Origin of the sequence: Corynebacterium sp. TAE3-ERU16, assembly GCF_019209935.1 — a bacterium.
GTDB lineage: Bacteria > Actinomycetota > Actinomycetes > Mycobacteriales > Mycobacteriaceae > Corynebacterium > Corynebacterium antarcticum.
This window is the reverse complement of sequence record NZ_JAHUTN010000008.1, coordinates 115,366-141,919: the sequence shown is the minus strand read 5'-3', so window position 1 is coordinate 141,919 and position 26,554 is coordinate 115,366. Positions and strand designations below refer to the sequence as shown.

At 68.3% G+C, this 26,554-nt stretch carries 26 protein-coding genes; 13 read left to right on the top strand and 13 right to left on the bottom strand.

Annotated elements, in window-relative coordinates; translation table 11 throughout:
• Positions 1-288 precede the first annotated feature (288 nt).
• Complete coding sequence (locus KRX55_RS09465) at positions 289-642, top strand: hypothetical protein (RefSeq protein ID WP_218407486.1); 354 nt, start codon at positions 289-291, stop codon at positions 640-642.
• Positions 643-1,077: 435 nt separating this feature from the next.
• Here the strand turns inward: KRX55_RS09465 and KRX55_RS09460 are convergent, their stop codons facing one another.
• Genes KRX55_RS09460 through KRX55_RS09450 form a run of 3 tightly spaced genes read right to left on the bottom strand, consistent with a single transcriptional unit; the run spans position 1,078 to position 4,705 of the window.
• The gene (locus KRX55_RS09460; protein WP_218407485.1) at positions 1,078-1,929 is read right to left on the bottom strand and encodes an SDR family NAD(P)-dependent oxidoreductase; all 852 of its coding nucleotides are present in this window, start codon (positions 1,927-1,929) and stop codon (positions 1,078-1,080) included.
• A complete protein-coding gene (locus KRX55_RS09455) occupies positions 1,926-3,602 on the bottom strand; it encodes a DUF885 domain-containing protein (protein ID WP_255567728.1) in 1,677 nt (558 codons plus the stop codon). Before KRX55_RS09455 ends, KRX55_RS09460 begins: the two co-directional genes overlap by 4 nt.
• A gap of 29 nt (positions 3,603-3,631) precedes the next feature.
• Positions 3,632-4,705: a TIGR00730 family Rossman fold protein gene (locus tag KRX55_RS09450; protein ID WP_218407483.1), complete on the bottom strand. Its 1,074-nt coding sequence runs from the start codon at positions 4,703-4,705 to the stop codon at positions 3,632-3,634.
• A gap of 93 nt (positions 4,706-4,798) precedes the next feature.
• Between KRX55_RS09450 and KRX55_RS09445 the strand changes: the two genes are divergently transcribed.
• The 3 genes from KRX55_RS09445 to KRX55_RS09435 all read left to right on the top strand — a co-directional run bounded on the left by KRX55_RS09445 (position 4,799) and on the right by KRX55_RS09435 (position 8,162).
• Positions 4,799-5,539 (top strand): SIR2 family NAD-dependent protein deacylase, encoded by a 741-nt coding sequence (locus KRX55_RS09445; RefSeq protein WP_218407482.1) that lies wholly within the window; start codon positions 4,799-4,801, stop codon positions 5,537-5,539.
• A complete protein-coding gene (locus KRX55_RS09440; RefSeq protein WP_218407481.1) occupies positions 5,536-6,987 on the top strand; it encodes a phytoene desaturase family protein in 1,452 nt (483 codons plus the stop codon). The genes KRX55_RS09445 and KRX55_RS09440 overlap by 4 nt, the downstream gene beginning before the upstream one ends.
• 89 nt (positions 6,988-7,076) lie before the next feature.
• Positions 7,077-8,162, top strand: a complete 1,086-nt coding sequence (locus KRX55_RS09435; protein WP_218407480.1) for an ROK family transcriptional regulator — start codon at positions 7,077-7,079, stop codon at positions 8,160-8,162.
• On the opposite strand, the gene KRX55_RS09430 is transcribed toward KRX55_RS09435, so the two are convergent.
• Genes KRX55_RS09430 through KRX55_RS09415 form a run of 4 tightly spaced genes read right to left on the bottom strand, consistent with a single transcriptional unit; the run spans position 8,153 to position 10,745 of the window.
• The gene (locus KRX55_RS09430) at positions 8,153-8,698 is read right to left on the bottom strand and encodes a gamma carbonic anhydrase family protein (RefSeq protein ID WP_198738825.1); all 546 of its coding nucleotides are present in this window, start codon (positions 8,696-8,698) and stop codon (positions 8,153-8,155) included. The genes KRX55_RS09435 and KRX55_RS09430 overlap by 10 nt on opposite strands.
• Positions 8,686-9,261, bottom strand: coding sequence for an HAD family hydrolase (locus KRX55_RS12075; RefSeq protein WP_218407479.1), 576 nt, complete (start codon positions 9,259-9,261; stop codon positions 8,686-8,688). The genes KRX55_RS09430 and KRX55_RS12075 overlap by 13 nt, the downstream gene beginning before the upstream one ends.
• Positions 9,262-9,284: 23 nt before the next feature.
• Positions 9,285-10,151 (bottom strand): EamA family transporter, encoded by an 867-nt coding sequence (locus KRX55_RS09420; protein WP_218407478.1) that lies wholly within the window; start codon positions 10,149-10,151, stop codon positions 9,285-9,287.
• A 12-nt stretch (positions 10,152-10,163) separates the two neighbouring features.
• Positions 10,164-10,745 carry a nitroreductase family protein gene (locus KRX55_RS09415; RefSeq protein ID WP_218407477.1) on the bottom strand — a complete coding sequence of 194 codons (582 nt, stop codon included), beginning with the start codon at positions 10,743-10,745 and terminating at the stop codon, positions 10,164-10,166.
• A 113-nt stretch (positions 10,746-10,858) separates the two neighbouring features.
• Here KRX55_RS09415 and KRX55_RS09410 point away from each other — a divergent pair, with 113 nt between their 5' ends.
• Genes KRX55_RS09410 through KRX55_RS09400 form a run of 3 tightly spaced genes read left to right on the top strand, consistent with a single transcriptional unit; the run spans position 10,859 to position 12,739 of the window.
• Entirely contained in the window at positions 10,859-11,341 is a 483-nt protein-coding gene (locus KRX55_RS09410) for a MarR family winged helix-turn-helix transcriptional regulator (RefSeq protein WP_218407476.1), read from the top strand.
• A complete protein-coding gene (locus KRX55_RS09405) occupies positions 11,338-11,913 on the top strand; it encodes a DNA-3-methyladenine glycosylase (RefSeq protein ID WP_200258182.1) in 576 nt (191 codons plus the stop codon). The genes KRX55_RS09410 and KRX55_RS09405 overlap by 4 nt, the downstream gene beginning before the upstream one ends.
• 40 nt (positions 11,914-11,953) lie before the next feature.
• Positions 11,954-12,739 (top strand): glycosyltransferase, encoded by a 786-nt coding sequence (locus tag KRX55_RS09400; RefSeq protein WP_218407475.1) that lies wholly within the window; start codon positions 11,954-11,956, stop codon positions 12,737-12,739.
• A gap of 421 nt (positions 12,740-13,160) precedes the next feature.
• Here KRX55_RS09400 and KRX55_RS09395 read toward each other — a convergent pair whose 3' ends face one another.
• Entirely contained in the window at positions 13,161-14,912 is a 1,752-nt protein-coding gene (locus tag KRX55_RS09395; RefSeq protein ID WP_218407474.1) for a gamma-glutamyltransferase family protein, read from the bottom strand.
• Positions 14,913-15,154: 242 nt separating this feature from the next.
• Here KRX55_RS09395 and KRX55_RS09390 point away from each other — a divergent pair, with 242 nt between their 5' ends.
• Entirely contained in the window at positions 15,155-15,487 is a 333-nt protein-coding gene (locus KRX55_RS09390) for a hypothetical protein (RefSeq protein ID WP_218407473.1), read from the top strand.
• Positions 15,488-15,737: 250 nt separating this feature from the next.
• Here KRX55_RS09390 and amn read toward each other — a convergent pair whose 3' ends face one another.
• Positions 15,738-17,183 carry an AMP nucleosidase gene (gene amn, locus KRX55_RS09385; RefSeq protein WP_218407498.1) on the bottom strand — a complete coding sequence of 482 codons (1,446 nt, stop codon included), beginning with the start codon at positions 17,181-17,183 and terminating at the stop codon, positions 15,738-15,740.
• 362 nt (positions 17,184-17,545) lie between these two features.
• Between amn and KRX55_RS09380 the strand changes: the two genes are divergently transcribed.
• The 5 genes from KRX55_RS09380 to KRX55_RS09360 all read left to right on the top strand — a co-directional run bounded on the left by KRX55_RS09380 (position 17,546) and on the right by KRX55_RS09360 (position 22,583).
• On the top strand, positions 17,546-18,742 hold the full coding sequence (locus KRX55_RS09380) for a sensor histidine kinase (RefSeq protein WP_218407472.1): 1,197 nt from the start codon (positions 17,546-17,548) through the stop codon (positions 18,740-18,742).
• Positions 18,739-19,371 (top strand): response regulator transcription factor, encoded by a 633-nt coding sequence (locus KRX55_RS09375; protein WP_218407471.1) that lies wholly within the window; start codon positions 18,739-18,741, stop codon positions 19,369-19,371. Before KRX55_RS09380 ends, KRX55_RS09375 begins: the two co-directional genes overlap by 4 nt.
• A gap of 51 nt (positions 19,372-19,422) precedes the next feature.
• A complete protein-coding gene (locus KRX55_RS09370; protein ID WP_218407470.1) occupies positions 19,423-20,106 on the top strand; it encodes an ATP-binding cassette domain-containing protein in 684 nt (227 codons plus the stop codon).
• Positions 20,103-21,470 (top strand): hypothetical protein, encoded by a 1,368-nt coding sequence (locus KRX55_RS09365; protein WP_218407469.1) that lies wholly within the window; start codon positions 20,103-20,105, stop codon positions 21,468-21,470. The genes KRX55_RS09370 and KRX55_RS09365 overlap by 4 nt, the downstream gene beginning before the upstream one ends.
• A gap of 165 nt (positions 21,471-21,635) precedes the next feature.
• Entirely contained in the window at positions 21,636-22,583 is a 948-nt protein-coding gene (locus KRX55_RS09360) for a DUF389 domain-containing protein (protein ID WP_218407468.1), read from the top strand.
• Between the two features lie 70 nt (positions 22,584-22,653).
• Here KRX55_RS09360 and KRX55_RS09355 read toward each other — a convergent pair whose 3' ends face one another.
• The 4 genes from KRX55_RS09355 to KRX55_RS09340 form a co-directional block, all read right to left on the bottom strand.
• Positions 22,654-23,175 (bottom strand): general stress protein, encoded by a 522-nt coding sequence (locus KRX55_RS09355; protein ID WP_198738811.1) that lies wholly within the window; start codon positions 23,173-23,175, stop codon positions 22,654-22,656.
• Between the two features lie 749 nt (positions 23,176-23,924).
• A complete protein-coding gene (locus KRX55_RS09350; protein WP_218407467.1) occupies positions 23,925-24,848 on the bottom strand; it encodes an endonuclease/exonuclease/phosphatase family protein in 924 nt (307 codons plus the stop codon).
• A complete protein-coding gene (locus KRX55_RS09345; protein ID WP_255567726.1) occupies positions 24,848-25,783 on the bottom strand; it encodes a Sir2 family NAD-dependent protein deacetylase in 936 nt (311 codons plus the stop codon). Before KRX55_RS09345 ends, KRX55_RS09350 begins: the two co-directional genes overlap by 1 nt.
• Positions 25,780-26,547: an SDR family oxidoreductase gene (locus KRX55_RS09340; protein ID WP_218407466.1), complete on the bottom strand. Its 768-nt coding sequence runs from the start codon at positions 26,545-26,547 to the stop codon at positions 25,780-25,782. The genes KRX55_RS09345 and KRX55_RS09340 overlap by 4 nt, the downstream gene beginning before the upstream one ends.
• Positions 26,548-26,554 lie beyond the last annotated feature (7 nt).

The window sequence follows — 26,554 nt, the reverse complement described above, 5'->3', positions numbered from 1 at the left end:
TACCTGGAGTCCCCCGAATCGTCGACGTAGGCAAGATACACGTGGGGGACTCCGCAAGTCGGTCGGCGATCTGGTGGGAACTAAACTTCGGATAAGTCTAGCGGGTGAAACGGAGCACCGTATACCTATCGTCAAACGCACGGTCACCACAGCCGAACTACTGCCAGCGACACGGTGAACGAACGCTGGATACCGCCCCCACAATCAATCACCGACACGGTACAACCTGCACGTTAGACGGTAGAATCAGCCACCTACCGAAGTCTTACGTTCAAGGAGCCCCGCACCATGCCCCGATTCGCACCGGTCACCGTCCGACCGGACGGCAGGGTCTTCATCGGCGACCACAAGCCCTACGTCGCCCCCGACAGTCTCGATGAGCTGCGCGGTCCATCAGAGGGCATCTTCGTGCTCCCCCACTCGGTCCGCTGGCTCAACGAAAAGGCACGCACTACTGACGTGTCAGATGAAGTCTCGAGATGGTGCGCGTACCGCGATCTGCTCGCGGAGGGAACCTACGAGCAACAGTGCGAGTTCATCAACCGCGACCTGCTCATCCGGGACTTCCCCCACCTTCCACTCCCCCGTCGGGTGATCAAGCTCTGGACAGACGCTTTCCCCGAGCTGACATCCGGTGGATAGTGTCCTCGCGGCACAGCGCACGATCACCCGGCACGTCAGTGTTTTAATGGGCTTCAAGGAAAGCAGTCTGGGGCCGGTTCAGTGGTACGTGAAGAGCCTGAACCCGAAGATGAGGCGGCACGGTCAATGATGGTCCGGGTGATGAGCGGAACGTGATCTCATCGTTGTGGCCGTGTGCAACGGTAACGACTCATCACTCGTCAGGCACCGAGTCCCAGCACACCAAAAGATGGTGAAAGCATTCCAGGGTGCGTGTCCGCCACTACTTCCGGGATCGTCGCCACTTCGATCACCCCTGCCGGACCATGGTTCAGTGTGCCCACACACCCGATACCGGAGCCCATTCCTTGTCGTGAACGGTCTTCAACGGTGGTGAGACCGACCTCGCGGAACCGGGAGGCAGGCATGCTCACTTGAGACCCAACCCCACCCCGGTCACAGCCCGACGCGGCGGGCGGATTCCTCCCAGAGTCGCCGGGCGATCTCCGGATCGCGGCTGCCGGGATAGTCCGGCCCCTTCTTCTTCCCGAGGTAGTACCCGCCGGGGACGAAGTCGACGCCGACGGTTCCGGTGGCCAGCCGGACGAGCCGGTCGGCCCCCTTGTCGGAGCTGCTCAACGCCATGCGGATCACCGGGTTGGTGTAGAAGAACTCGAGTCTGCCGCCGGTACCGGAGCCGAAGTTCGAGGCGATGACGCCGGGGTGGAAGGAGACACCGTAGATACCCCGGTCGGCGTGCCGGCGGGACAGTTCACGGGCGTGGATGATGTTCATCATCTTCGAGTCACCGTAGGCCTTCATCGGGTCCCAGGGCCCGTCGGCGTTGTCGAGGTCGTTCACGTCGAGTTTTCCGTAGTACTTCGCGGCGATCGAGGCCGTCCCGACGACGTACCCGAGTCCGGCGGCGAGGCTGTCGGCGAGCAGTTCGGTGAGCAGGAACGGCGCGAGATGGTTCACCTGGAGGGCGAGTTCGTTGCCGTCGTCGGTGACGGTCCGCTCCGGGGCGAAGACACCTCCCGCGTTGTTCGCCAGGACGTCGATACGCGGGGCGATCTCGGCGAGGGAGGCGGCGAGGTCACGGACCTCGTCCAGGGACGAGAAATCGGCGGTGAAGTGGGGCGCACCGATCGCGGTGGCGACGAAGCGGGTCTTGGCCGGGTTCCGGCCGACGACGATGACGCGGTGCCCGAGGTCGGCGAGTTTCCGGGCGGCGGCCGCCCCGATGCCGTCACTGGCGCCGGTGACGACGATGGTGCGGGGCACCTCGACGAGTGGAGGTCGGCTCATCGGTTCTCGCCCCCGTCGAGACCGTCGAGGACACAGTCGCGCAGGATGCCCATGGGGATCGATCCGAGGGCGAGGGCCTCCGCGTGGAACTGCGGGAGGGTCATGCCCCGGTCGAGGGCCTCGTCGCGGAGCTGCTGCCAGAGGCGCTGGCCGAGGGCGTACGAGGGTGCCTGGCCCGGCCAGCCGAGGTAGCGGTTGAGCTCGAAGTCGAGGTTGGGGCCGGCCATGGCGGAGTTGGCGCGCAGGAACGACGCCGCGTACTCGGCGTCCCACGTCCCGCCGTCCGGCGTGGTCTTCCCGAGGTGGACTCCGATGTCGAGGACGACGCGGGCGGCCCGCAGACGTTGTCCGTCGAGGAGCCCCATGCGGGTCGCGGGGTCGGTGTGGTGGCCGAGGTCGGCCATGAGCTGCTCGGCGTAGAGCGCCCAGCCCTCGCCCTGCCCGGAGTTCCAGCACGCGACGCGGCGCCAGAGGTTGAGCCTGTCGGATTCGCAGAGGGTCTGGCCGATCTGGAGGTGGTGGCCGGGAACGCCCTCGTGGAACACGGTGGTGAGTTCCTGCCAGGTGTGGAACACGGTCTCGCCCCTGGGCACGGACCACCACATGCGTCCCGGGCGGGTGAAGTCGCTGCTGGGCGGGGTGTAGAAGATGCCTCCGGTTCCGGCGGGGTCGATGCAGCACTCGATGGTGCGCACCGGCTCGGGGATGGTGAAGGCGGTTCCGTCGAGATCGGCGATCGCCTGATCGGCGGTGGTCTGCATCCATTCCTTCAGGGCGTCGACGCCGTCGAGCCGGTAACGTTCGTCGGCGTTGAAGCGGTCCATCGCCTCCCCGACGGTGGTGCCCTCGCCGAAGCACTCGACGGCGATGGCCTCCTGCTCGGCGACGATCTCGGCGAGTCGGGTCAGTCCCCATTCGTAGGCCTCGTCGAGATCGACGGTGGCGCCGACGAACTCGCGGGAGAAGCGTTCGTAGCGTTCCCGTCCGACGCCGTCCGCGGCGGGGGCCTGCGGCAGGAGGGTCTCGCGCAGCCAGGTGGCCATGACCCCGAAGGCCTCGCGGGCCCGGACGAGCTCGGCCTGGTCGGCGTCGATCCCGATCCCGTTGAGGGAGGACTCGTCGCCGGCGAGATCCTCGCACTGGGCGATGACCTGTTCGACCTGACGTCGGGCGGCGACGTGCCCGCCTTCGGCGGCGAGCATGAGGGAGGCGCGGTGTCCGTCGAGTGCACGCGGGACATGCCCGAGACGGGAGATGATGTCCGCCCGCGCCTCGGTGGTGTCCGTGGGCATGAGGCTGAAGGTGTCACGGATCCACTGGACGGGGGACGCGATGTTGTCGAGCTGCCGGATGTCCTCGCCGGCCTCGTGGAGTTCGAGCCGCAGCCCGAGGCGGTCCCGCAGGACGGCGGCGGTGACGCGGTCGACATCGTCGAAGTCGACGTCCCCGTCACCGGCTGCGGCCTTCTCGAGGGCGTCGACCTCGTCGAGCATGCGCCGGGTGCGTTCCGCTACGGCGTCGTGGTGCTCCGGGGAGAAGTCCTCCATGTCTCCGTTGTATTCGGTGAATCCCCACTCTGTCGCGGACAGCGGGGACAACGCCGCGAGATCGTGCACGAAGGTCTCGCAGGCGAGATCGAGACGGGACGGGTTACGGAAGGTGTCGGAGCTCATGCCCACCCAGTGTAGCCGCGGCGGACAGGTCAGCCGCAGAGTTCGCGGTTCCCCCATTTGGTGCCCGGGGCGCGCCATTCGGCGAGTCTGTCGAAGATCTCCCCGGGGTCGTCGGTGACGATGAGGGCGTCGATGTACCGGCGCTGGATGAAGCCTTCCGCGCACATCCGTTCCAGGGCGTCGACGAGCGGGGTCCAGTACTCGTCCACGTTGAACAGGACGATCGGGCCGGTACCGGCGACGAGCTGCTGGCGGGTGAACACCTGGAACAGTTCCTCGAGGGTGCCGGCGCCGCCGGGCAGCACGATGAAGGCGTCGGCGAGTTCCTCCATGCGGGACTTGCGTTCGGCCATGGTCTCGACGACCTCGAGGGAGGACAGGCCGTCGTGGGCGATCTCGAGTTCGACCAGCGACCGGGGCATGACCCCGATGGCCCGCCCACCGGCGTCGATGACGGCGTTCGCGACGACACCCATGAGTCCGACATCGCCACCGCCGTAGACGAGGTCGATGTCGCGTTCCGCGAGGGCGTGGCCGATGGTGCGGGCGGCGTGGGCGTAGTCGGTGCGGGCACCGGGGGCGGAGCCGCAGTAGACGGCGGCCCGGTTGATCGGCGGGGTGAGGTGCATGACCATCGTCCCGGGGCAGTCATCGCAGTCGAGGGACTCGAAGCCGAGGCGGGCGTAGAGGCGCCGCGCTGGATTGTCGTGCTCGACGTGGAGGGAGATGCCGGGCCAGCCGACAGTGCGGCCGTGTTCGACGACGGCGCGGATCAGGGTGGTGCCGATCCCGGCCCCCTGAAAGCCATCGTCGACGCTGACGGAGAGCTCGGGGATCTCCGGTGCGACGTAGCCGTGGGAGCGGATGAAGGTGGCCCAGACGACACCCGCGGTGCGCCGTTCCCCGGTGACGGGATCGGGCATCTCGGCGACCATGCCGATGTCGCCGCGCTGGGGGATGAACTGCAGGTAGGGAGACAGTCGTTCGTCGGTGGTGTCCGCCTCCGCCCCGACGTTGTGGACGGTCGCCCACTCGCGGAGGGGGTGGTCGTCGACGGTCATGGGCCGCAGGGTCGCGGAGCTGTCGGGGACGTGTGCAGTCATGGGTCACAGACTAGCGGCAGTGGAGCAGGCGCATCCTTGTGCAGGCTTCGAGCACGGTCGTACGCTGGGATCGTGAATTGTCCGGGGAATGCGATGGAACTGGTCCGCGACGCCTCGCGCGTCGTGGTGTTCACGGGAGCGGGGGTGAGCGCGGAGTCGGGCCTGGACACGTACCGCAACGACGAGTCCGGCCTGTGGGAACGGGTCGATCCGGAGGCGATGGCCAGCATCGACGCCTGGCGCCGGGATCCGGAACCGATGTGGTCCTGGTACCTGTGGCGGGCACATCTGGCACGAACCGCGGAACCGAACGCCGGACACCGGGCGGTCGCGCGGTGGGCGCAACTGTGTTCGGTGACGGTGGTGACGCAGAACATCGATGATCTGCACGAGCGGGCCGGCAGCGACGCCGTGGTGCACCTCCACGGCAGCCTCTTCGAGTTCCGGTGCACGGAGTGCGCGGATCCGTTCGAGGTCGACGATTTTCCCGCGGTGCGGGAGCCCCGGATGACGCCGCCCGCCTGCCCACGGTGTGGTGCAGCGGTGCGCCCGGGTGTCGTGTGGTTCGGCGAGGCGTTGCCCGCCGCGGAGTGGGAGCGCGCCGCCGAGGCGATGGCGGACGCCGATCTGGTGGTGATCGTGGGCACGTCGGGTGTGGTGCAGCCTGCGGCGTCGCTTCCGCTGCTCGCGGTGGAGGCCGGGGTCCCGGTCCTGGAGATCACCCCGGCGCCGACGGAGCTGACCCGGATCGCCGACGTGAGTTGGTCCACGACCGCGGCGCGGGGCCTGCCGGCGCTCGTCGATGCCGTCCGCCACGCCAGGGATCTGTCGTGAGCGCACGGGCGTTCGTGGTCGGATCCGGTCCGAACGGGTTGGCCGCCGCCATCGAGCTGGCGCGCGCGGGATTCCGTGTGACGGTGCTGGAGCGGGCCGCCGAGATCGGTGGCGGCTGCCGGAGCTCCGCGCGGCTTGTCCCGGGCATGATCCACGACGACTGTGCGGCGGTGCACCCGCTGCTCGCGGCCTCACCCTTCTTCCGGACCCTCGAGCTCGACGTGGAGCTGGTTCATCCCGAGATTCCGCTGGTGCACCCCCTGGCGGGCGGGAACGCCGCGGTACTGCACCGGGATCTCACGGCGACGGTCGCCGGGCTCGGGCGGGAGGGCCGACGGTGGCGGAGACTCTTCGCTCCCCTGGTCCGCTACCCGGACCGGATCGCGGATCTGGCGTTGACTCCCCTCCCCGGTTCGATCGCGCGGCACACGGTCCTGGGGCCGCGATTCGCTGCGCGCGGCCTGCCTCCCGCGACCGCGGTGACGAGGTTCCTCGGTGCGGGCACTCCGGCTGCCGCCTTGTTCGCGGGGCTCTCGGCGCACGCTTTCAGCAGACTCGACCGGCCGCTGACCTCTGCGGTGGGGCTGATGATGGGGTTGACGGCGCAGACGTGGGGCTGGCCGGTGGTCCGGGGTGGTTCGGGGCGGTTGACCGCCGCCCTGGCGGATTATGTCCGGGAGTTCGACGGAACGATCCTCACCGGGGTGACGGTCCACCGGTTGAGTGATCTCGAGGACTTCGGATACCGGGGTGCTTCGGCCGGTGACGTCGTGGTGCTGACGACGACGCCGGGGCACGCGGCGACGCTGCTTCCGGGGACCCAGCCCGCCCGACTCCGGCGCCGGTACCGGCGGTTCCGGCACGGGGCGGCCGCGTTCCGGGTGGACCTCGCCGTGCGTGAGGGCATTCCGTGGCTGAACCCCGATGCCCGGCGCGCGGGCACGCTGCACCTGGGCGGAACAGCCGGGGAGATCGCCGCGGCGGAACGGGCGACGTCGTCGGGCCGTGTCGCGGAGGAGCCGTTCATTCTGGTGGGACAGCAGTACCTGGCTGATCCCTCCCGTTCGGTGCGGGTGGACGGTGGGTGGCTGCACCCGGTGTGGACGTACGCGCACGTGCCCGCCGGATACCGGGGTGACATGACGGAGCAGGTGATCTCCCGGATAGAGGCGTTTGCTCCCGGGGTACGCGACCGGATAGTCGGGGTGTCGACGCGGAGTACCGCGGAGCTGGAGGCGCACAACCCGAACTACGTGGGTGGGGATGTCGCCGGGGGTGCGAATTCCCCGCGCCAGTTGATCGCCCGTCCGGTTCTGCGCAATCCCTACGACACGGGTGTCAACGGTGTGTTCCTCGGCTCGGCCTCGACACCGCCGGGCGGAGGGGTGCACGGGATGGCCGGGTTCGCTGCGGCGCGCCGGGCTGCGGACTGGGCCGGTATGACATAGACCGTTCTGTCTATTTTATTGCCCCTGAATGAGGCTTTCCGGTTAGTGGCGGTAGACAGTTCAGTCTGTCTTTTATAGACTCACCGTCCATGAGCACTCTGGCTGTGTCCGCGCGCACCCCCGTTTTCCGTCGCCCCACCATGCCGACGGCCCGGTGCCTGCACCACATGATGCGCGGCCACCTGGCGATCCGCGGTGACCTCGTGGCGGCGACGGGACTCTCCCAACCCACCGTGACCCGGGCCGTCACCAGCCTCGTCGGCGCGGGACTGATCCACGAACGCCCGGACCTCGTCCGCGCGACCGGGCCCGGACGGCCCCGCATCCCACTGGAGATGACCCCCACCCCCTGGCTCCACATCGGCGCCGCGATCGGCGCGGACGGGGGCACTCTCGGCGTCTTCGACACCCGCGGCCGTATCCTCCGCGAGACCACGTTCCCGCTGGGCACCGGCCCCACAGACGCCGCCGACACCGCGGAACACCTCATCGCCGGTATCCACCGACTGCTGTCCAGACTGGTGGTGCCGGTCGCCGACATCGGCGTCGCAGTGACGGCACCGGACACCGGGTCCCTCGGCGGGCGGCTCACCGAGGAATTCGACTGCCCGGTGACCGTCGGTGACCTCACGGCGGCACTGGCCGCAGCGGAGCTCTTCACCACCGATGCCACCACCGACCCGATCCTGATCATCCACCTCGACCGCGGACTCACCCTGGCGGTCGCCGATGACGGCGGGGTGACGGCCCACCCGGTGAACTCCGACCTCGGACCGGAGATCCTCGCCCGCCGCCTGGCCGATGCAGGGATCCTCCCCGGCGAGAGGCGACGTGGGTTCACCGGGCTCCTGCCCGCCGGGACACCGCAGTCCCCGCAGCTCCGGTCACTTCTCGATGAACGGGCACGGGAACTCGGTGAGACCGTCGCACGCCTCACCCGGGACACCGGCGCCGGGACGGTCGTGCTCGCCGGTCCGGGATTCACCGTCGACCCGGGCGGCTACCGGGAACTGGCCCGGGCGGTGAACCCGAACGTCGACAAGCGCGTAGCCATCAGGATCGTCCCGGACGCGGCCGCACTCGCGCGTGCCGCCGCCCGCACCGTGGCCCTCGATCGGCTGCTGTCGGACCCGGCCGCGGTCCACGCCGAACTCATCGACCGGAATCAGCTGTAGCGCACCTCGTCGAGACGCAGCCGCTGGTCCGACTGCCCGCGGGCGATGTCGACGTACCGACCCGCGTGCGGGATGAAGGACCCGGACTGCTCCGCCGACAGCTCGCGGCGCACCTTCGCCGGAACACCGGCCGCCAGGGAGCGGGCCGGGATCTCCTGCCCCTCGAGCACGACCGCACCGGCCGCGATGAGGGACCCCGCGCCGACGCGCGAGCGTGACAGCAGCGCGGCCTTCATCCCCACCAGCGTCCCGTCTTCGACCGTCGTTCCGTGGAGCAGTGCCATGTGCCCGGCGGTGACATCGTCACCCAGGGTGCACGGCGCATCCGCGTCGACGTGCATGACGCAGTTGTCCTGGATGTTCGTGCGCGCACCGATGCGGATCGCGTTGACGTCACCGCGCAGCACGCAGCCGTAGAACACCGACGAGTCGGGGCCGATGACGACATCGCCGATGATGGTGGCGTTCGGCGCGATGAACGCCGAGGCGTGGATACGCGGTGCGACGCCGTTGAACGGGAGAATCAGTGGTTCCATTCCACCAGTCTGCCCGTGACCTCCACCGCCCGCATCCCGAACTCCCGGGCGGCGGCGACATTCACCGGATTGTCGTCGAAGAACAGAACCTCACCCGGCTCCGCACCGAGTGCCGCACACGCCGCCCGGTAGGCACCCGGATCAGGCTTCGCGACGCCGATGTCGCAGGACATCGTCACCGCGTCGAAACGCTCCAGCCACGTGTGCCGCGCGCGGACCCGTTCCGCGAGGAACGTCGGGATGTTGCTCAGCAGGCCGACCCGATGCCCGGAGTCGATCAGCTCACCCACATACGCCACCGCATCGGCGTCCTCGTCCAACCAGCTGGCGATGTCTGCCTCAACCACCGCACCGACGTCGAACGGCGGCAGCTCGAGGCTCGTGCGGATCCGCTCCCAGTACTCCGTCGGCGTGAGCTCACCCGCGTCGAGCGGACCCCGCAACTTCCAGTACAACGGCCACAACCGGTCGTCGGTGCCGACCGCGGCCTCGATGGCACACAGGTGGGCATCGGTCTGGGTGGTCAACAGGACACCGTAGAGATCGAAGAGACAGGTCTGCACGCACGCCAATCTACCGCGGCCCGTCAGGCGTTCGCCGCCTCCCGTTTCCGGGCGCGGGCCCCGACGATCTGCGCGGCGGAGGCCGCGACGATCACCGTCACGGCGCCCACGGCCTGGATCGCGGAGAAGCTCTCCCCCTTGACGATCACTCCGAGGACCGTGGCCGTCAGCGGGTTGATCACGCTGAGCAGGGAGACACTGACCGCGTCGAGGATCGCCAGCCCGCGGAACCACAGGCCGTAGGCGATGAGCGCACCCACGACGGTCAGGTAGGTGTAGCCCGCGATGTTCGTGCCGGTCAGGTGGTCCGGCAGACCCTCGAACAGCAGCAGCGGCATCAGGGCCAGACCACCGAACGTCAGCTGCCACCCCGTCACGGCGAGCTGGGGAACGCCCTCGGGACGGCCCCACCGTTTCGCCAGGACCAGGCCCGTACCGGTGAACAGCGTCGCCGCGACCGCGGCTGCGACACCCTCGGTGTTCAGTGCGGCATCGGGCGAGAGCACCAGCGCCGCGACACCGGCCACGGCGATGACGCCGGCCACGACCTGAGCCCTGTACACCTTCACGCCCAGCAGCAGCGGGCTGAGTCCCATCACGACGAGTGGTGCGGTGCTGGTGATCACGGCCGCGGTACCACCGGGGAGCAGGTAGGCGGTGAGGAAGAGCAGGGCGAAGAAACCACCGATGTTCACCACACCGAGCACGATGGCCCTGATCCACCAGATCCCCTTCGGCAGCACGCGGAACCAGGCGAGCAGGAGCAGGCCGGCGGGCAGGGCACGCATGACACCGGCGAGGATCGGCCGGCCGTCCGGAAGCATCTCCGTCGTGACGACGTAGGTCGTGCCCCACGTGAATGGGGTGATCGCTGTGAGCAGAAGATTCATGGCCGTCCTCCCCTAGTACCGTTCGTTGACCCGACGTGAGGCGTGGCGACCCGGATGCTCGGGGGTTTCGGCGCCGTGGCCCATGGCGATGACCAGTGCGATGACCCGGTCGTCCCGGCCACCGATGCCGATGGCCTCCTTCACCTTCTCCTCATTCCAGCCGGTCGTGGGACTGGTCGCCAGTCCCTCACCCGCCGCCGCGACGAGCGCGAAACCGGCGACGAGCATCGCGTCACGCAGGGCGGCCTCCCGTAGTTCCTGGGGGGTCTTGAGGCTGTTGAACTTCTCCGCGGTGGTGCGTACCTGTTCGGGCAGGATCTCCCCGGCGTCCTCCGGCAGAACCTCGACCCGACCGACCGCCACGAGGACGACCGGGGCGTCGATGAACTGGCGTTGACCGGAGGCGTCGACGAGCGCCTGCCGGACCTCCGGGTCACGGATGACGACGAGGTCGCGAGCCTGGGCGTTGAAGGCGCTCGGCGCCTCGAGAGCCTGATGGACGACGCGGTCGAGGACCTCCTCCGAGACGTCATCGGGGAGGTAGTTGCGGACGGCGCGGCGGGTGGCGATGGCGTCGGCGACAGTGCGGGACATGATGGACTCCTGGAAGGTTCTCGATTGTTCGATATCAAAGTGTTCGACGCCAGATTAATCTCATGTAAGATTGATGTCAAACACTTCGGCGTCAAACAGTTAGGGGATGGCCCATGGCCGACCACATCGACCACATCATCGAGCAATGGCGCACCACCCGCCCCGATCTCGATCCCACACCGATGGAACTTCCCGCCCGACTCCAGTACCTCGCCAGGGCCTCCGGGGACCACATCATCGCGAACCTGGCCCGATTCAACCTGGAACGGTGGCAGTTCGACGTCCTCGCCACACTGCGCCGTATCGACCGGCCGCTGACCGCGGGAGAACTGTGCGCCAACTCCATGATCTCCGGCTCGGCGATGACCAACCGCGTCGACAAGCTCGCCGCCGCCGGCCTGCTCACCCGCTGCACCGACCCCGACAACCGCCGCTGCGTCCGCATCACGCTCACCGACGCCGGACGCGAACTCGTCGACAAGGTCCTGCCCACCCACCTCGACACCTGCCGCGACACCCTCACCGGACTCACCGACGACGAGCGGGAGACACTCGGACACCTGCTCCGCAAGGCACTGGCGGCCCACACCGGATGATCGACTTCGCACAACCCGCCGACAGGGTCGCACCCCTGCTCCTCGGCTGCACACTCAGCCACGCAGGCGTCACCGTCCGACTCACCGAGGTCGAGGCCTACCTCGGCGAACAGGACGACGCCTCCCACGCCCGCCGCGGGAGGACACCGCGCAACGCCGCCATGTTCGGCCCACCCGGTCGGATGTACGTCTACATCTCCTACGGCATCCACCGCGCCGGCAACATCGTCTGCCACCCACCCGGCGGCAGCGGCGGAATCCTCCTCCGTGCCGGTGCGGTCGTGGACGGCCACGACACCGCGCGCGCCCGGCGCGGCCCGACGATCCCCGACGCCCGCCTCGCACAGGGACCGGGCAATCTCGGCCGGGCACTCGCCCTCCACGTCGACCACAACCACTCCCCCGTCCTTCGCTCCGGGACCGACGGCTTCATCCTGAGGGACCGCGACCACGAGCCGCACTGGACCACCGGCCCCCGGATCGGCATCACGCGCAACGCCGACGCGCCCCTGCGCTTCTACCTGCCCGGCGACCCCACCGTCACCAGCCCCCGGGGACGCGCGCGGCGCTGACCTGCGCCGAATCCCACGCGACGCACGTTAGGATCCGGGCATGGAGCAACTGCAACCCGACGCCGTCACCGTGCTCATGGGTGTATCCACCACCACGCCCGCCGACCTGATCAGCACCACACTCGCCAGCCTCGCCAAGCAGTCCCTGCGCCCCACCCGCATCATCGTCACGGCGGACGCACGCCTCCACCCGACCCTCGAGAAGCAGCTCACCTCACCCGAGGCCCACGACATGGGCATCATCTACACGGTCGCCGATGAACCAGGTCCGGCCGCCGCACTCGACGTGGGTCTCGCCCACGTCGACACGGAGTACACCGCGCGCGTCAACCCCGGCGACATCCCCCACCCCGACCGGCTGCGGCGCCAACTGGACACCTTCCACCAACGACGTGTCGACATCCTCGGCACCGCCGTCATGGAACTCGACCACACCACCGACGCCACCGACCCCGTCAGCCTCCTCGGTGCGGATCTCTCCGTCCGCACCATGCCGAGCTCACACACCGAAGTCACCCGGCATCTGGGCCGCCGTAGCCCCGTCATCGACGGCACCGTCATGGCACGCACCGCCGCCATGCGCGCCGCCGGCGGCTACCGCGGCGGCGGCCACGAGGCCGACCGGGACCTGTGGGTCCGCATGATCGGGGCGGGTGCCCGGGTCCGTAACCTGCCCACCCCGCTGACCTGGCAGCGAATCGACATCGACGCCGGCCCCGGACCGAGCCGCGCAGACAGGCGGGCGGCGAGCCGGAACGTCCGCGACACCCTCGACGAACAGGGCATCCCCCGGAAGAGTTTCTGGCGGAGGTTGTTCGGGCGCTGAATGCCGGTGGCGTGACGTACGGCCGCGGTGCACCTGGCCGACACGTTGAACCGGAGATCTTCCCTCCATGTCCACCGGGCGTCGATACGCGCGCTCCGTGAGCGCGCCGTCGGCGGATGGAGCATCTCCGCGGTCTCTGCCGGGGCCCGCCGGTACGTCGTCAGTACGTGCAAACATCGGCGCACACCGCCAAACACCCGGGTGGATCCTCCGGTCAGTGCGTGTTGACACGCACCGACGATCCACCGGTCCAGCACCGACGGCGGCTCCCCCCCCCCGCACTCGACCCGTGTCCCGGGACGCTCGTCACCGCGTGCGAAGAGGATCCACGAGACCGAAATCCCCTGGACGGGGCACCTCACCGGTACATGTCAGCACGCAACGGTGAGACGAACGGCCCCCGCGCCCCGACCGGGCCGGGTCAGATCCCGCCCACGGTCCCCTCGCGCCGCGGATCCGCCCCGCCGCTGATCCGACCGTCGGGCCGCACGACGAGCACGGCGGCACCGCTCGGTTGATCGGCGAGCTGCACCCGGTGGCCGCGGGAAACCAGCCCGTCGATCAGCACCCGGGCCGGACCATCCTCCGCCTCACCGATCAGGGGATGTTCACCGCCGACGGCGGTGACGCGGGTGTTCCGCGCCCCGAAGTTCGGGGCGCCCACCGCCTGCTGGGCATCCAGACCCCAGTCGATGAGGGCGACGAGGATCTTGACCACGTACTGGATGATCACCGCACCGCCCGGCGCCCCGACCACGGCGCGCAGGTCGGGACCGTCGAACACGAGGGTCGGGGCCATCGAGGACCTGGGTCGCTTGCCGGACTCCACGCGGTTCGCCACGGGACGTCCGTGGACGTCGGTGGGCTCGGCGGAGAAATCCGTCAGCGTGTTGTTCAGGAGGAGCCCGCGCACCATGTGGAAGGATCCGAACCCGATCTCGATGCTCGTGGTGAGGCTGACCGCGTTGCCGGCGGCGTCGATGACGCTGACCTGGCTGGTGCCGTACTCGGGCAGGTCACGTCCGGCGGCGAGTCCGTTCGTGGGCAGCCCCGGTTCAGCGGTGCCCATGGTCCGGTCCGTGTCGATGAGTGCGGCACGTTCCCGCAGGTAATCGCGATCCAGCATGTCGGGCAGCGGATATCCGTCGGCGATGAACGTGTCCCGGTCCGCATAGGCCAGGCGCTCGACCTCACTGACGAGGTGGACGAGTTCAGGGGCGGGCACCCCGTTCCGCGGCGGGGCGCCGAGATCGTGGTGTTCGAGCATCCCGAGGATCGCCGCGACCGTGATCCCGCCGGACGAGGACGGCGGCGTCCCCGCCAGTCGAAGACCCCGGTAGGTGGACCAGAGGGGTGCACATTCGACAGCCTGGTATCCGGCGAGATCGGCGAGCGTCATCAGGCCCGGTGTCACGGTGTCCGAGGGGCGGCAGACGCGTTCGACGATCGCCTCGGCGATCTCCCCGGTGCGTAGCGCGTCGGCACCGTGTTCCGCGATGAGCTCACACGTCCGCGCGTAGTCGGGGTTGGTGAGCACGGTGCCCTCCGCCTTCGCCTCCCCGGCATCGTCGAGGAAGTGGCGTGCCGCCTCGGGACAGCGGGCGAGGTCGGTCTTCGCGTCATCGATCGACGCCCAGAGACGGTGGCTGACCGAAAATCCCTCCTCGGCGCGCCTGATCGCGGGGGCGATCAGATCCGCCCACGCGATGCGCCCGAATCTCCGGTGCGCGAGCTCGAGCGCGGCGACCGCCCCCGGCACCCCGATGGAACGGCCCGAACGCAGAGCGTCGGGGACCGGAGGCCGGGAATCGTCGTCACTGATCCGGGTCAGGTAGGTGCCGGACGCGGCAGCGGGTGCGGTCTCCCGCCCGTCGAACGCGGTCGTGTTTCCCGTCGCGGCGTCGAAGTGCAGGAGGTAACAGCCTCCCCCGATACCGGAGGACTGCGGTTCGGTGAGCCCGAGCATGAACTGGGCGGCGACCGCGGCGTCGAGAGCCGTCCCACCGTCCGCGAGGACCCCCACCGCAGCATCGGTGGCGTGTTGATTGGCGGTCGACACGGCGAAGGTGTCGGTGACGACCTCCACCATTCCATCGCGGTAGCCGGTCGAGATCTCCGGGCTGGTCGTGGTGTCGCGGCCGCCGGGGACCGGATCCCGGGAGGGTGGGGTCATGGCAGGATTGTAGCCTCCACCACAGACTCCCGCCCGATCGGCACTCATCGAGGTACGGCGACCGCCTCTCTCCCCGCATGTCAACGCGGCTCGGCCCGCACGTCGAATCCACCGATGCGGAAAGATCGATCCAGGTCATCCCGGACCTTTCTTCGACCTCTCGCCGGTAGTGTCCGTCTCATCCGGAGTCATTTTCCGGTAGAACAGAGCTCACAATGTGATTCCCGTTTGAGGAGAGCCCCGTGTCCATCCGCCGCACCACCGCATCCACCGTAGCCACGGGGGTCCTCATCCTCGGTCTCGCCGCACCGGCCGGAGCCGACCCGTGGCCCACACCTGAACCGGGTAGTCCCGGTCACCGCGACTCCCAACAACTCCTCGCCGCCGCGACCACGGAACTGAGCTCCTACGTCTCATCGAATTTCGGGGCGATCGTCCGCGACATCATCTTCCCACCGACCGACGGGCGCACCCCCGCCTGGGCGCAGGTCTCCATGCTCGGCCTCGTGGCCGGCGGCGCCCTGTACGAGGTCACCCAGGGAGCGCTCGGATCTTCCGGGGTCAACCTGCGCTGACCCACGCATGTCGCCGGCCGCCGGCCCGTGTGACAACCGACCCGCGGATCAGCGACACCCGGTGACCGTCATACGAACTCCACGGTCATCCCCACAGCCCACGGCACACGCGGATGCCTGCGGTGGGCTGTGGATCACTGGCACAGATCTCCGGAAACCGGGCCCCGGTGACAACCACCACCGGTGTATCCGGACCGGATCCGGAAGCTCGGTTCTCCACACGTGCGGAGAACCGTCGCTCCACCGGAACCTAACGCATCGGCACTTCCCCGATCGTGCGGCGCAGCTTCCTGGTGTGCAGTTTCTCGGGTTTGGCGGCGAGTTTCTCCATCGCCCGCATCGCGCAGATCAGGTGTGCCTCCTTCGATGAGGAGTAGAAGGCCTGGGCGCCGGCGGGCAGCTTCGGCACATTGTGCAGCGGGAGATCGGAGACGCTGAGCAGCGTGCCGTAGGGGATGCGGTAGCGGTATCCGTTGGCGGCGAGGGTCGCCGACTCCATGTCGACGGCCACCGCCGTGGAGCCACGGAGGATCCGCCACAGATCCCGGGACGTGTGCCATTCCCAGTTCCGGTCGTCGGTCGACATGACCGTACCGGTGCGCATCAGCGAGTGGTTGTCGCCGTAGACCGCGTTCACCGACTTCTCCAGCGCACGCTGCACCTCGGGCACCGCGGGGATCGGGATGTCGAGACCGATCCGGTCGTCGAGGATGTGATCCCGGCGCTGGTAGGCGTTGCCGAGGATGAGGTCGCCGATGCGCATGCGGCCGTCGAGACCAGCGCAGTGGCCGATCATGATCCAGCATTCGGGTCGGAGGACCGCCAGGCAGTCGGTGATCGTCTTGGCGTTGGACGGCCCCACCCCGATGTTGATGATCGTCACGCCCGTGTTGTCCTCGGCGGCGAGATCGTAGCGGGGCATCTGGCGTGACGACGGCCCGAGCAGCGTCTGCAGTTCCACGCCGTCGACCTCCCCGCGTCGGAGAACACGACCGTCGTTGAGGCGGAGTTCCGTGTAGCGCGATTCGGGGTTCGCCAGCTCCGACACTGCGTATCGGACGAACTCCGTGGTGTGCATGGCGTAGTTCGTGAACAGGATGTACTTCTGCACACCCTCGACACCGATGCCGGTGTAGTGCTCTATGCGTTCACAGGCGATGTCGAAACGCTGCGGTGAGAAGTGGAACAACGGCATCTCGGAATCGTGGAACACGTCCCAGGACCCGTCGATGATCCCGTCGTGCACGTCGTCGAGGCTCGGTCGCGGGATGACGCCCGCGTCATCGTGGACACGCGGTGGCGGCGGGCAGTCGGCGGGAAGGGAGAGGTATTCCGGCGGGATACGCACCTCCGACGGACCGGTGGAGATCGTGCACGGATAGTTGGTGGTCAGGCGTTCCAGCTGGGCGGCCAGGTAGCGGCGCATGAGCCGTGGGCGGGAGAAGGTCGCGGCGTAGCGCCCCGACCGGTCCACGTAGCCGAAGGGTTCGGTGCGGTCGATGGGGCGCCAGGACTCGACCTCGACGACGAGCTTGGGGTAGACGACGTCGGCGTATCGGCTGTAGTCGACCGGCCCGTCGGCGTTCTCTCCGGAGTTGAGGATCCCGCAGGCGAGTTCCACCGCGGCATCATAGCGTCTGATCAGGTCGTCGACGGCCGCTTCGACCGAGTCATGTGTGATCCATCCGGTGGGCATCTCCGTTGACCGTGTCTCCATGCCGCCCAGACTAGCCACGGTCGACGGGGTCCGGTACCCCCTCCGGTTCAGAGCCACCTTCATGTCGTCGGTGCGTGTCAACACCCACCGATGAAACGGGTGAGCAGGCGTTTTCCCGCCGTCATCGACGCGTTTGCACACGGTGACGACACGCGGACCCCGCAGTGTACATCCGGGCCAGACCATCACCGGCCCGGATTCTTCTCCGTTCTTCCACCGGGTTCGCACGCACCGACGACATTTCCGACGACCCGAACACCGCGCAGACCCCGCCGGAATCCCGTCGGCGCACCGCACCGTGCGGCTCGCTGCCCGCACCGGCGCGCCTAGACTCTTGGGCCATGGGGACCGCACCGACACCATCGACCCGCCGCCCGGAGCTCACGGGCACCACCGGCAACCGGCTCCGGAGTCTTGACCTGGTGGTCGCCGCACTGGCGGCGGTGTTGGTGGTGTTTTACCTGCTCGTCGCACTGTCCGGAACAACACCCGGCCATGCCGCTCTGATCGAGGTCGTGCTCGCGGTTCTCTTCGTCCCCGCGTTCGCGGTGTGGCGCAGCCGGGTCGTACCGGCGGCGATCGCTCTGACGGTCCTGACCGTGGCGTGGACGGTGAACTGGTTCACTGCGCTGCCGACGAACCTGGGTGTCAGTCCGTTCCTGGTCGCGGTGCCGATGGTGGTGTACTCGACGGCCCGGTACCGCTCCGATCTGCTCGTCCCGGGTGTCTTGACCGCCATTCAGGCCGTCTGGTGTTTCTTCTCCCCGCTGCTGTGGTGGTGGACACCCGATCATTTCGAGCGTGCCACCGGTGTGCAGGCGGCGAGCTGGGTCGCGCTTCAGTGGCTGGTCCTGGGCATGGTGTTCTTCTCGGCGCGCAGCGCGCGGTCCGCGGAGCGGCACCTGGTGGCGGAACAGGAGGCGGTGCGCGAGCGGGAGCGTGCGGGTGTCGCCAGGGAGATCCATGATGTGCTGGCGCACAGCCTGACGCTGATCAACATGCAGGCCGGGGCGGGTCTCATGCTCGGCGGTGGGGCGACGGACCGGCGGGCGGAGATCCTGTCGACGATCCAGAAGGTCAGCTCGGAGGCCCTCGAGGAGGTGCGCGGGATCGTGGTGACGTTGCGTGACGATTCCCCACCGACGTCGGTGACGGGCATGGCCGGGATCCGGGACATGGTCGGGGAATTCAGGTCCGCCGGGCTCACGATCGAGGCATCGTTGCCGGAGGGTGAGGTCTCGGACTCTCAGGTTGTCCGCCTGACGCTGCGCCGGGTGGTGCAGGAGGCGCTGACGAACGTGCTGCGCCACCAGGGCCCGGGCAGCACCGTGATGCTCTCCGTGGAGGTCACCGATGAGGTTCGCGTGGTGGTGGACAGTCGCGCCGGCGGCCCGGTTCCGCGGCGGACACCGCATTCAGGTGCCGGGCTGACCGGTGTGCGCGAGCGGGTGGAGCACCTCGGCGGGACCCTGGATGTGGACGTGTCGGATCCGGCGCACGCGAACCTGGTGGCCGGTTTCCCGGTGGTGGCACCGTGATCCGGGTGCTGCTCGCGGACGATCAGCCGCTGGTGGTCCAGGCGCTGGAGATGACCCTGTCGACCCAGCCGGACATCGAGGTCGCCGCCACCGCCGCCGACGGCGCGGAGGCCCTGGAGGCGGTCGCCGCACACCGGATCGATGTCGCGGTGCTGGACATCCAGATGCCGCGGGTCGACGGGATCGGGGTGGCGCGTGAGATCCTCGCCCGGCACCCGGGCGTCCGGGTGCTGATGCTGACGACGTTCGACGCGCACGAGCTGGTCCGCGACGCCCTGACCACGGGTGTGCACGGTTTCCTCCTGAAGGACTGCGGGCCGGAAGCGCTGATCGACGCCGTACGGCGGGTGGACGCCGGGGCGTCGGTGCTCTCTCCGGGGGTCACGGACTATGTGCTGCGGGTGTTCCGCGGACGCACGCCCACCCCGCCCACGGACCCGTTGACGGACCGCGAGCGGGACGTTCTGGCGGGAATCGCCCGGGCCCGGACCAACGCCGAGATCGCCGCCGACCTGCACATCGGTGAGGCGACGGTGAAGACGTACATCTCCCGTCTGCTGGCGAAGACGGGGACCCGGGACCGGGTGGGACTCGCACTGTGGGCCCGGGACCACGAGCTGCACCTCTGATTCCCCCGCGCGGCGGATGTGCCGGAGGCCGGCCGACGTTTCACTGGTGCCATGAGCAACCACGAACCGGCGATCGAGTGCCGCGATCTCTCCATCAGCTACCGGGGCCAGCGGGTCCTGGACGGATTCGACATGACCGTCGAGCGGGGCCGCATCCACGCCCTGGTCGGCCGGAACGGTGCGGGCAAATCCACGTGTTTCCGGATCATCCTCGGACTCGAGGACCGGGCCGACGGCACGGTGGAGGTGGACCGGGCGTCGGTGGGCGCCTCGGTCAACGGGCCGGCGCTGTACCCGCACCTGAACGCACGGGACAACCTCCGTGTCCAGACCCTGCTCCTCGGCCTCGACGACGCCGAGATCGACCGGGTTCTCGGGGTGGTGGGCCTGACCGGTACGGGGCGGAAGAAGGTGCGCAGTTTCTCCACCGGCATGAGATCCCGTCTGGCGTTGGCCGTCGCCCTGCTGGGTGGGCCACGGATCCTGCTTCTCGACGAACCGCAGAACGGCCTCGACCCGGAGGGCACCGTCGCACTGCGGGGACTCCTGCGTGGCTACGCCGACGCCGGTGGGACGGTGCTGATCAGTTCACACCAGCTCGGTGAGATCGCCCGCACCGCCGACGACATCACCGTGCTCCACGACGGGCGGGCCGCCTACTCCGGCCCACTCGACGCCTTCGCGCCGGCCGGCGAACTCGAGTCCCGGTTCCTCGACCTCACGGCGATCCGATGATCCGCGTGATGCGGGCGGAACTCGTCCGCACGAAGAACACGACCGTCGCCTACTTCCCGCTCCTCGGTTTCGCCCTTGCCGGACTGGGGCTCCTCACCAGCTACTCGGATGCCGGCCGCGGCGCCTGGCAGGCGCTCTACGTCACCGGCATGGCTGCACCGCTCATGGCACTGCTCTCCGGCCTCCCGGAGAAGCGGGAGAAGACCTGCCGGGAGGGCGGGACGGGGACCCGGCCGGTGTCACCGCGTCTGATCCGGGGCGGGCGCCTCATCGTCCTGCTGATCATCCTGGCGGCGATGCTCGCCTGCGATTTCGGCACTCTCCTGATGCCGGTGGCCTGGGTGTGCGCCTGGATCGGCGCCGCCGGTCTCGTCGCACTGTTCGGCGTGATCAGCCGGTGGATCGGTCTGATCCCGGCTCTCCTGGTCGCGGTGGTGTGGCAGGTGACGGGCACGCTGACGGCGGAACATCCGCTGTGGATCCTCCTTCCACCGACGTGGGCGGTACGAATCATGCTGCCGGTACTCGGTGTCCACTCCAATGCCGTCCCCCTCGACCCGGGCGATCCGCTCGCCACTGAATCCCCGATCCCCGTCACGGTCCTCTGCCTGGTGTTCGCGGTCGTCGCCGCCACCGCGTACGTCCTCATCGGGGCACCCCGCACCCGACCCGACGGATCAACCGGAGCGACCACATCACACACCGGAACCTGGACCGCCGAACCCGCAGTAGACGTGTGGAAGGGACGGGCGTGGACAGGCGCGGCACTGAGCCACGCGCTGCTCCGCACCTCGCTCACCCCACTCACTCTCGGGGCGCTGGCGCTGATCACCGTCGCCGGATCGTGGACCGCGGACCTCGTGGTGCACCTGATCCTGCCCCTGGGCTGCGGTGTCGCGGCCGTGGTCACCTGGACCGCGCTGCAGCCCGCATGGCGGATCACCGTCCACCGGGCACGGCGGGTGATCCGGGGGGTCATCGTCTGGCTCGACGTGCTGGTGTCCACCGTGGGACTCGGGACCGGCGCCGTCCTCGCACTGCGTGGAACGCCGCTCCCGGAGGTCCTGCGGGTGTCGGGACTGCTGATCGTGGTCGGCACGGTCATGGTCACGGCGGCACTGGCGCTGTGCGTCCGTACCGGGCCGGGGGCGGTGATCGCCGCGACCGTGTTCCTCACGGTCCTGTCCGTCACCCTCGGCGGTTCAGTCCTGGCCGACACAGCGCTCTGGTTACCGGCGATGCCCGCGTGGCCACTGACGGCCACCGGCGGCCGTCTCCCCGGTGCACTGATCATGGGCACCGCTCTGCTCATCGTGTCCACCGGGTTGGCGCACCGGGAGTTGCGTCGGGCGGCTGCACGGTGAGCGGCACCTCCGGATGCCATCCGTGCGGACGGACCTCGTCGTGGAACGGCTCGGGTGACCCCGGACGATCCCCGGGGTCCGTGTCTGTCCGGGACCGGCCCGTACCCCTGTCGCGGCCCACGGCCCTGGGTATAGTCACCACCATGAGTCGGATGGTGGGATCCCATGAAATCGAGCGGTGACGTCACGGTACTGAGGGTCATCTGCACCCGGGCGCAGAGCGCCCCCGTGGTTGATCTGCTCAGCGACGTTCGCGGTGTCACCCATCTGATCCGGAGCCGCGACGCCGCGCTCTCACCGCCCGGGGACGTCATCGAGGCGGTCATTCCCCGGGGACTCATCCAGCCCCTGGTGGACGATCTGACGGAACTCGGTGTCGATGAGTCGGGTGAGATCAGTTTCCGTGACATCGATCTCGTGGTGTCGCGGACGGTCGACGCGGCCTGTGAAGATGTCGCGGCACACTCAGGTGCGGACCCTCTCGTGTGGGACGAACTGATTGAACAGACCGACGAGGGAAGTGAACTCAATCCCGAGTTCCTCATATTCCTCGTCATCGCGTGCCTGTTGGCGGCGATAGGCGTGATAACGCATTCAGCGGTTCTCATCGTCGGGGCGATGGTGGTGAGCCCGGATTTCGGGCCTCTCGCGGGTCTCGCGGTTGCGGTGGTGGGACAACGTCGGAGACTGGCGGTCGAGGCCGCATCAGCTATCACCGTGGGATTCCCGGTGGGGATCGCCGCAACCGGATTAGCCGCGCTCCTCGCCCGGAGCGCCGGAATTCTCCCCGGGGATTCACTGGACGACCTGGGGAGTGTCTCCTTCGTCTATCAGGTCGGCCCCTATTCGCTCATCGTGGCACTCCTGGCGGGAATGGCCGGAATGCTCGCCCTGACCTCCCGGAAGTCCACCGCACTTGTCGGGGTGTTCATCTCCATCACGACGGTACCGGCGGCCGGTTTCTGTGCACTGGCCGCAGTCAACGGTGACTGGAGCCGGTCCGGGGAAGCACTACTCCAGCTCCTGATCAACATCGCCGGGGTTCTCGTCGCGGGAATCATCACCCTGTGGTTCCGGCGTGCCCACGTCACGGGTGGACCGGCGGTGGGCTGAGACGGGGCGGGCCCCGGGGTGGTCGTACCACTCCCGGGACCCGCCGACCTCGTGCCGCAGAAGGAGAATCCTAGGAGGTCTCCACCAGGTTGTCGGCGCCGAGGATCTCACGGGCGCGTTCCAGGTCGGCCTCATCGGCACTCTGTGCGACCAGCAGGAAACGACCCGCCGTCAGGTGCTCGGTGAGCTTCGGCAGATGCTTCTTGGCCACGAAATGACCGGTGACCGCACCAACCACACCACCCAGTGCGCTGAAGGCGGCCGCACCTTCGACACCACCGGCGAGCGCCGCCGCGAGGGAACCGGCGACCACGACAGGCCCGACACCCGGAACCAGAAGGAGAGCCGACCCGGACAGAAGGCCGAAGATACCGCCGAACCAGGCGCCGAACTTGGCGTCGGACTTGGCGACATCCTTGCCGTTGATGAATCCGTGAACCTCAGTCGTGCTCTCCAGGTTCTGGGTGATCACGGAAACATGTTCGATGGGGAATCCAGCTTCACCGAGCTTCCTGACCGCTTCGGTCGCCGCCTCCAGCGAGTCGAATACCGCAACCTCACCCTGGTTGATGTTCGTTGTTTCCTGGCTCATGTTGTCCTCCATCAATCTCGGTAGTTCTCGATAAATGTCTGCCCCCGGAACAGCTCATCCAGGGGAAACCTCCGAACCGATCGGACCCATTCGGTGAATGGACCATGCGCGCTGTTCTCCGGCCATGCTCTCAGGCACAGTTTTGTCGGCGGCCACCAACCGGAACGATGAAAGCGGAAAACATCCGATTCCGTCCAACAGCAACGTCGGAAGATACAGAATTGCACCCATTATCGCGGCCAGAAGTAGCGTTGGTACATCTGCGACCGCTGGATACGTTTTTCATGATAAGGATAATCAGGCAAACTTTCCACAAATCTTCTGTATTTTTATACTGATAACCCCTCATTTTTTTATCAGTTTTTTCTCACTGTTTCGCTCATCCAGGTTAATTTCACTCAGCGAATCCCCGTCAACCACCCACCGATCCGTCGGGAGATCGGTGTCCGGCACCACAACATCCCGATCCCGTCGGTCCGCCGGGCCCGACCACGGAGAGCGCACGCACCGGAATCATGGACCGGAGTCCCGTGACAGGGCGGAACAAACTTCCCCGGGGATTCCTCGTTCGACTGGAACTCAGCAAAACCGCCACACCGACGGCCCCGCCACCATCAGCCGGTCCACGGATGAGTGGGATGACACCTGCCGACGCGGTCCGCCCGGGAACCGGCCGCGCCCCCGCATCGGGCTTTGTCCCGAAGGTTCACCGGTTCCACCCCGGCGCCGGTCCGCACATCCCCCGACGGTTACGGGAACGATTCCTGTCTCCGCCGTACACGTACGACGACGGGAGCGTGATCGGATTGCCCGGATCCGATGATGTGGACGCCACCGTCGACGACACTCCATCCGTCGGGGATGAGGATGTGGTCGATGGGTGAACGTGCCCATCCGGGGAGGGAGGTCGGCCATGTTCCCCCACCGAAGATCGGTGCGGCGGCCACCGCATCCGTGTGCGTGTCGATCCGCGCCAGGTCACCGTGCCGGAGCACGGCGTTGAGATCACCGATGATCAGGGCGCCGGGGTTCGCCGCGGCGAGAGCGGCGACGGCTCCCAGATCACCGCGCCACCGGTCCATGAGACCAGGCAGTGGAGGCGCGGTGTGGAGACCGATGACATCCGGTTTCCCTGTCCCGGGGTGCCCGGACGAAACGTGAATGGTGCCGAATGTGACACGGGAGGACCCGGGGACCTCTGTGGTCCGGTAGTCCCCGAGCCCGTCTGCGGTGAGAACCGTGACGGGTGTCCCTCCGCTGACGAAGGACCGGTAGCCGGCAGGAACCTCACCGGAATACTCGGGGAGAACCGCGATGTCGGGGTGGACGTCCCGGATGAGGGCGGCGAGGTTCTCCGTGGTGACGGAACCGCCGGTGTTCCACTCGAGCACGACGGGTTCCCCTTCCCCGTCGGCTCCCGCATCACTGACGGTGGGCCGCTGGGCGGGCAGGAAACTCCCCGCACCGGCTATGACGAGTACCGTGCCCGCGACGGGCAGCACCCGGAACCGCCGCCGGGGCACACCGACGGCACCGATGAGGCCCAGCCCCGCGCCGATCACGACCGGAAATGCCGTGAGGTGGGCGATGACGGGCCAGGTGGTGGTCGGGTTCCCGGGCAGGAACGCCCGGACCAGAGCCGCTGTGAGGATGCAGTGGGACAGGATACGCATCACAGCTCCAGGGCGTCGAGGATCAGGTCGGAGGCGTCGGAGACGCTCGTGCGCCACAGGATGTCGGCGCGGGTGTCGGCGCGCCCCGGTCCACCGTTGATGACGATGAGGGGAAGCCCGGCGCGGCCGGCGTCGAGCGCGATGCGGTATCCGCTCATGACGGCTAGTGAACTGCCCATGACGACGAGGGCACGCGAGTTGTGGAGGAGCCTGTTGACGGTGGCACGCCGGTCTGTCGGGACGGGTTCACCGAAGTAGACGACATCGGGTTTGAGGAGTCTCGAACCGCAGTGGATGCAGCCGACGAGCCGGAAACGGGTGACGATGTCCGGTGTGAGGTCGATGTCGCCGTCGGGGCGGACGTCCCCCGTGCCCACGGCCCGGGCACACTCGAGGTATCCCGGATTCGCCGCGGCGAGACGGCGGTCGAGGTCGGGGCGCGGTTCGCGGGTGCCGCAGCGGAGGCAGACGACGACGGAGAGATCACCGTGCAGTCCGATGACGGTGCGGGATCCGGCGGCGGTGTGGAGACCGTCGACGTTCTGGGTGACGATCCCGGTGATCAGACCGGCGCGTTCGAGTTCGACGAGGGTGTGGTGGGTGCGGTTCGGCTCCGCACCGGCCATGTGCCGCCAGCCGATGAAGCTGCGGGCCCAGTAGCGGTGGAGTGCCACGGGATCGTGGCGGAACTCCTGGTAGGTCATCGGGCGTCCGCGGGTGAGGGACCCTGCCGGTCCGCGGTAGTCGGGGATCCCGGAGTCGGTGGACACCCCGGCGCCGGTGAGCACGAGGGCCCCGCCACGACGTAGTGCATCGGCGGTGGCGGTCAGTGCGTCATCCGGCGGCGTGGGTCGTGCGGTTTCCCGGACGACGCGGGAGATGGAGCGGAGTGCGGAGGCGTGGATGCGGGCGATGTCCGGGGTGAAGCTGGTCAACCGGCGACCAGCCTGGTGACGATCTTCCCCATCCAGTGCGGGGTGAGTTCGCGGGCGGTGTGCATGATGCGGTCGGTGGTGGACACGTCGTAGTGAACCTTCGCCCGGGTGAGACGGTTGGTGGGGTGCACGGCGTCCCAGAGAATGTCGGCGACGGCCTCGGGTGTGATGTTGACGCCGAGGCGGCGGACGGATCCGGCGTCGACGTCAGCGAGGCTGGTTTTGGCCCAGAGGGGCCACAGGTCGACGACGCGGATGCCGTCGTCGTGCCATTCGAGGTTCAGTGCCTCGGTGAGACCGGCGACGTAGAACTTGGTGGCGGAGTAGACGCTGATGTCGGGTTGCCCGTAGATAGCGGAGGCGGAGGCCATATTCACGAGATGCGATCCGGGTGTCGCCGCGAGATGGGGGTGGGCGGCACGGGCACCTAGGGTGACGCCGAGGCAGTTGACGTTGATCTGTGCGGCGATGTGTCCGGGGTCCATCCCGGCGAGGTGCCCGTCGGCGATGATGCCGGCGTTGTTGTCGAGCACGTCGAGTCGTCCTCCGGTGTGGGCGGTGAATTCGGCGAGTGCGGCGTCCCAGCTGCCCGGATCTGTGACGTCGAGGTGGCCGCTGATCATCGTGCCGCCCTGTTCCTCGCTGATGTCGGGGCCGTCGAGGGAGATGTCGTAGACGCCGACGGTCCAGCCCTCGCGGAGGAAGCGGCCGGCGACGGCTGCTCCAATTCCCCGGGCGCCGCCCGAGATGAAGATGTTTCCCATAGGTTGG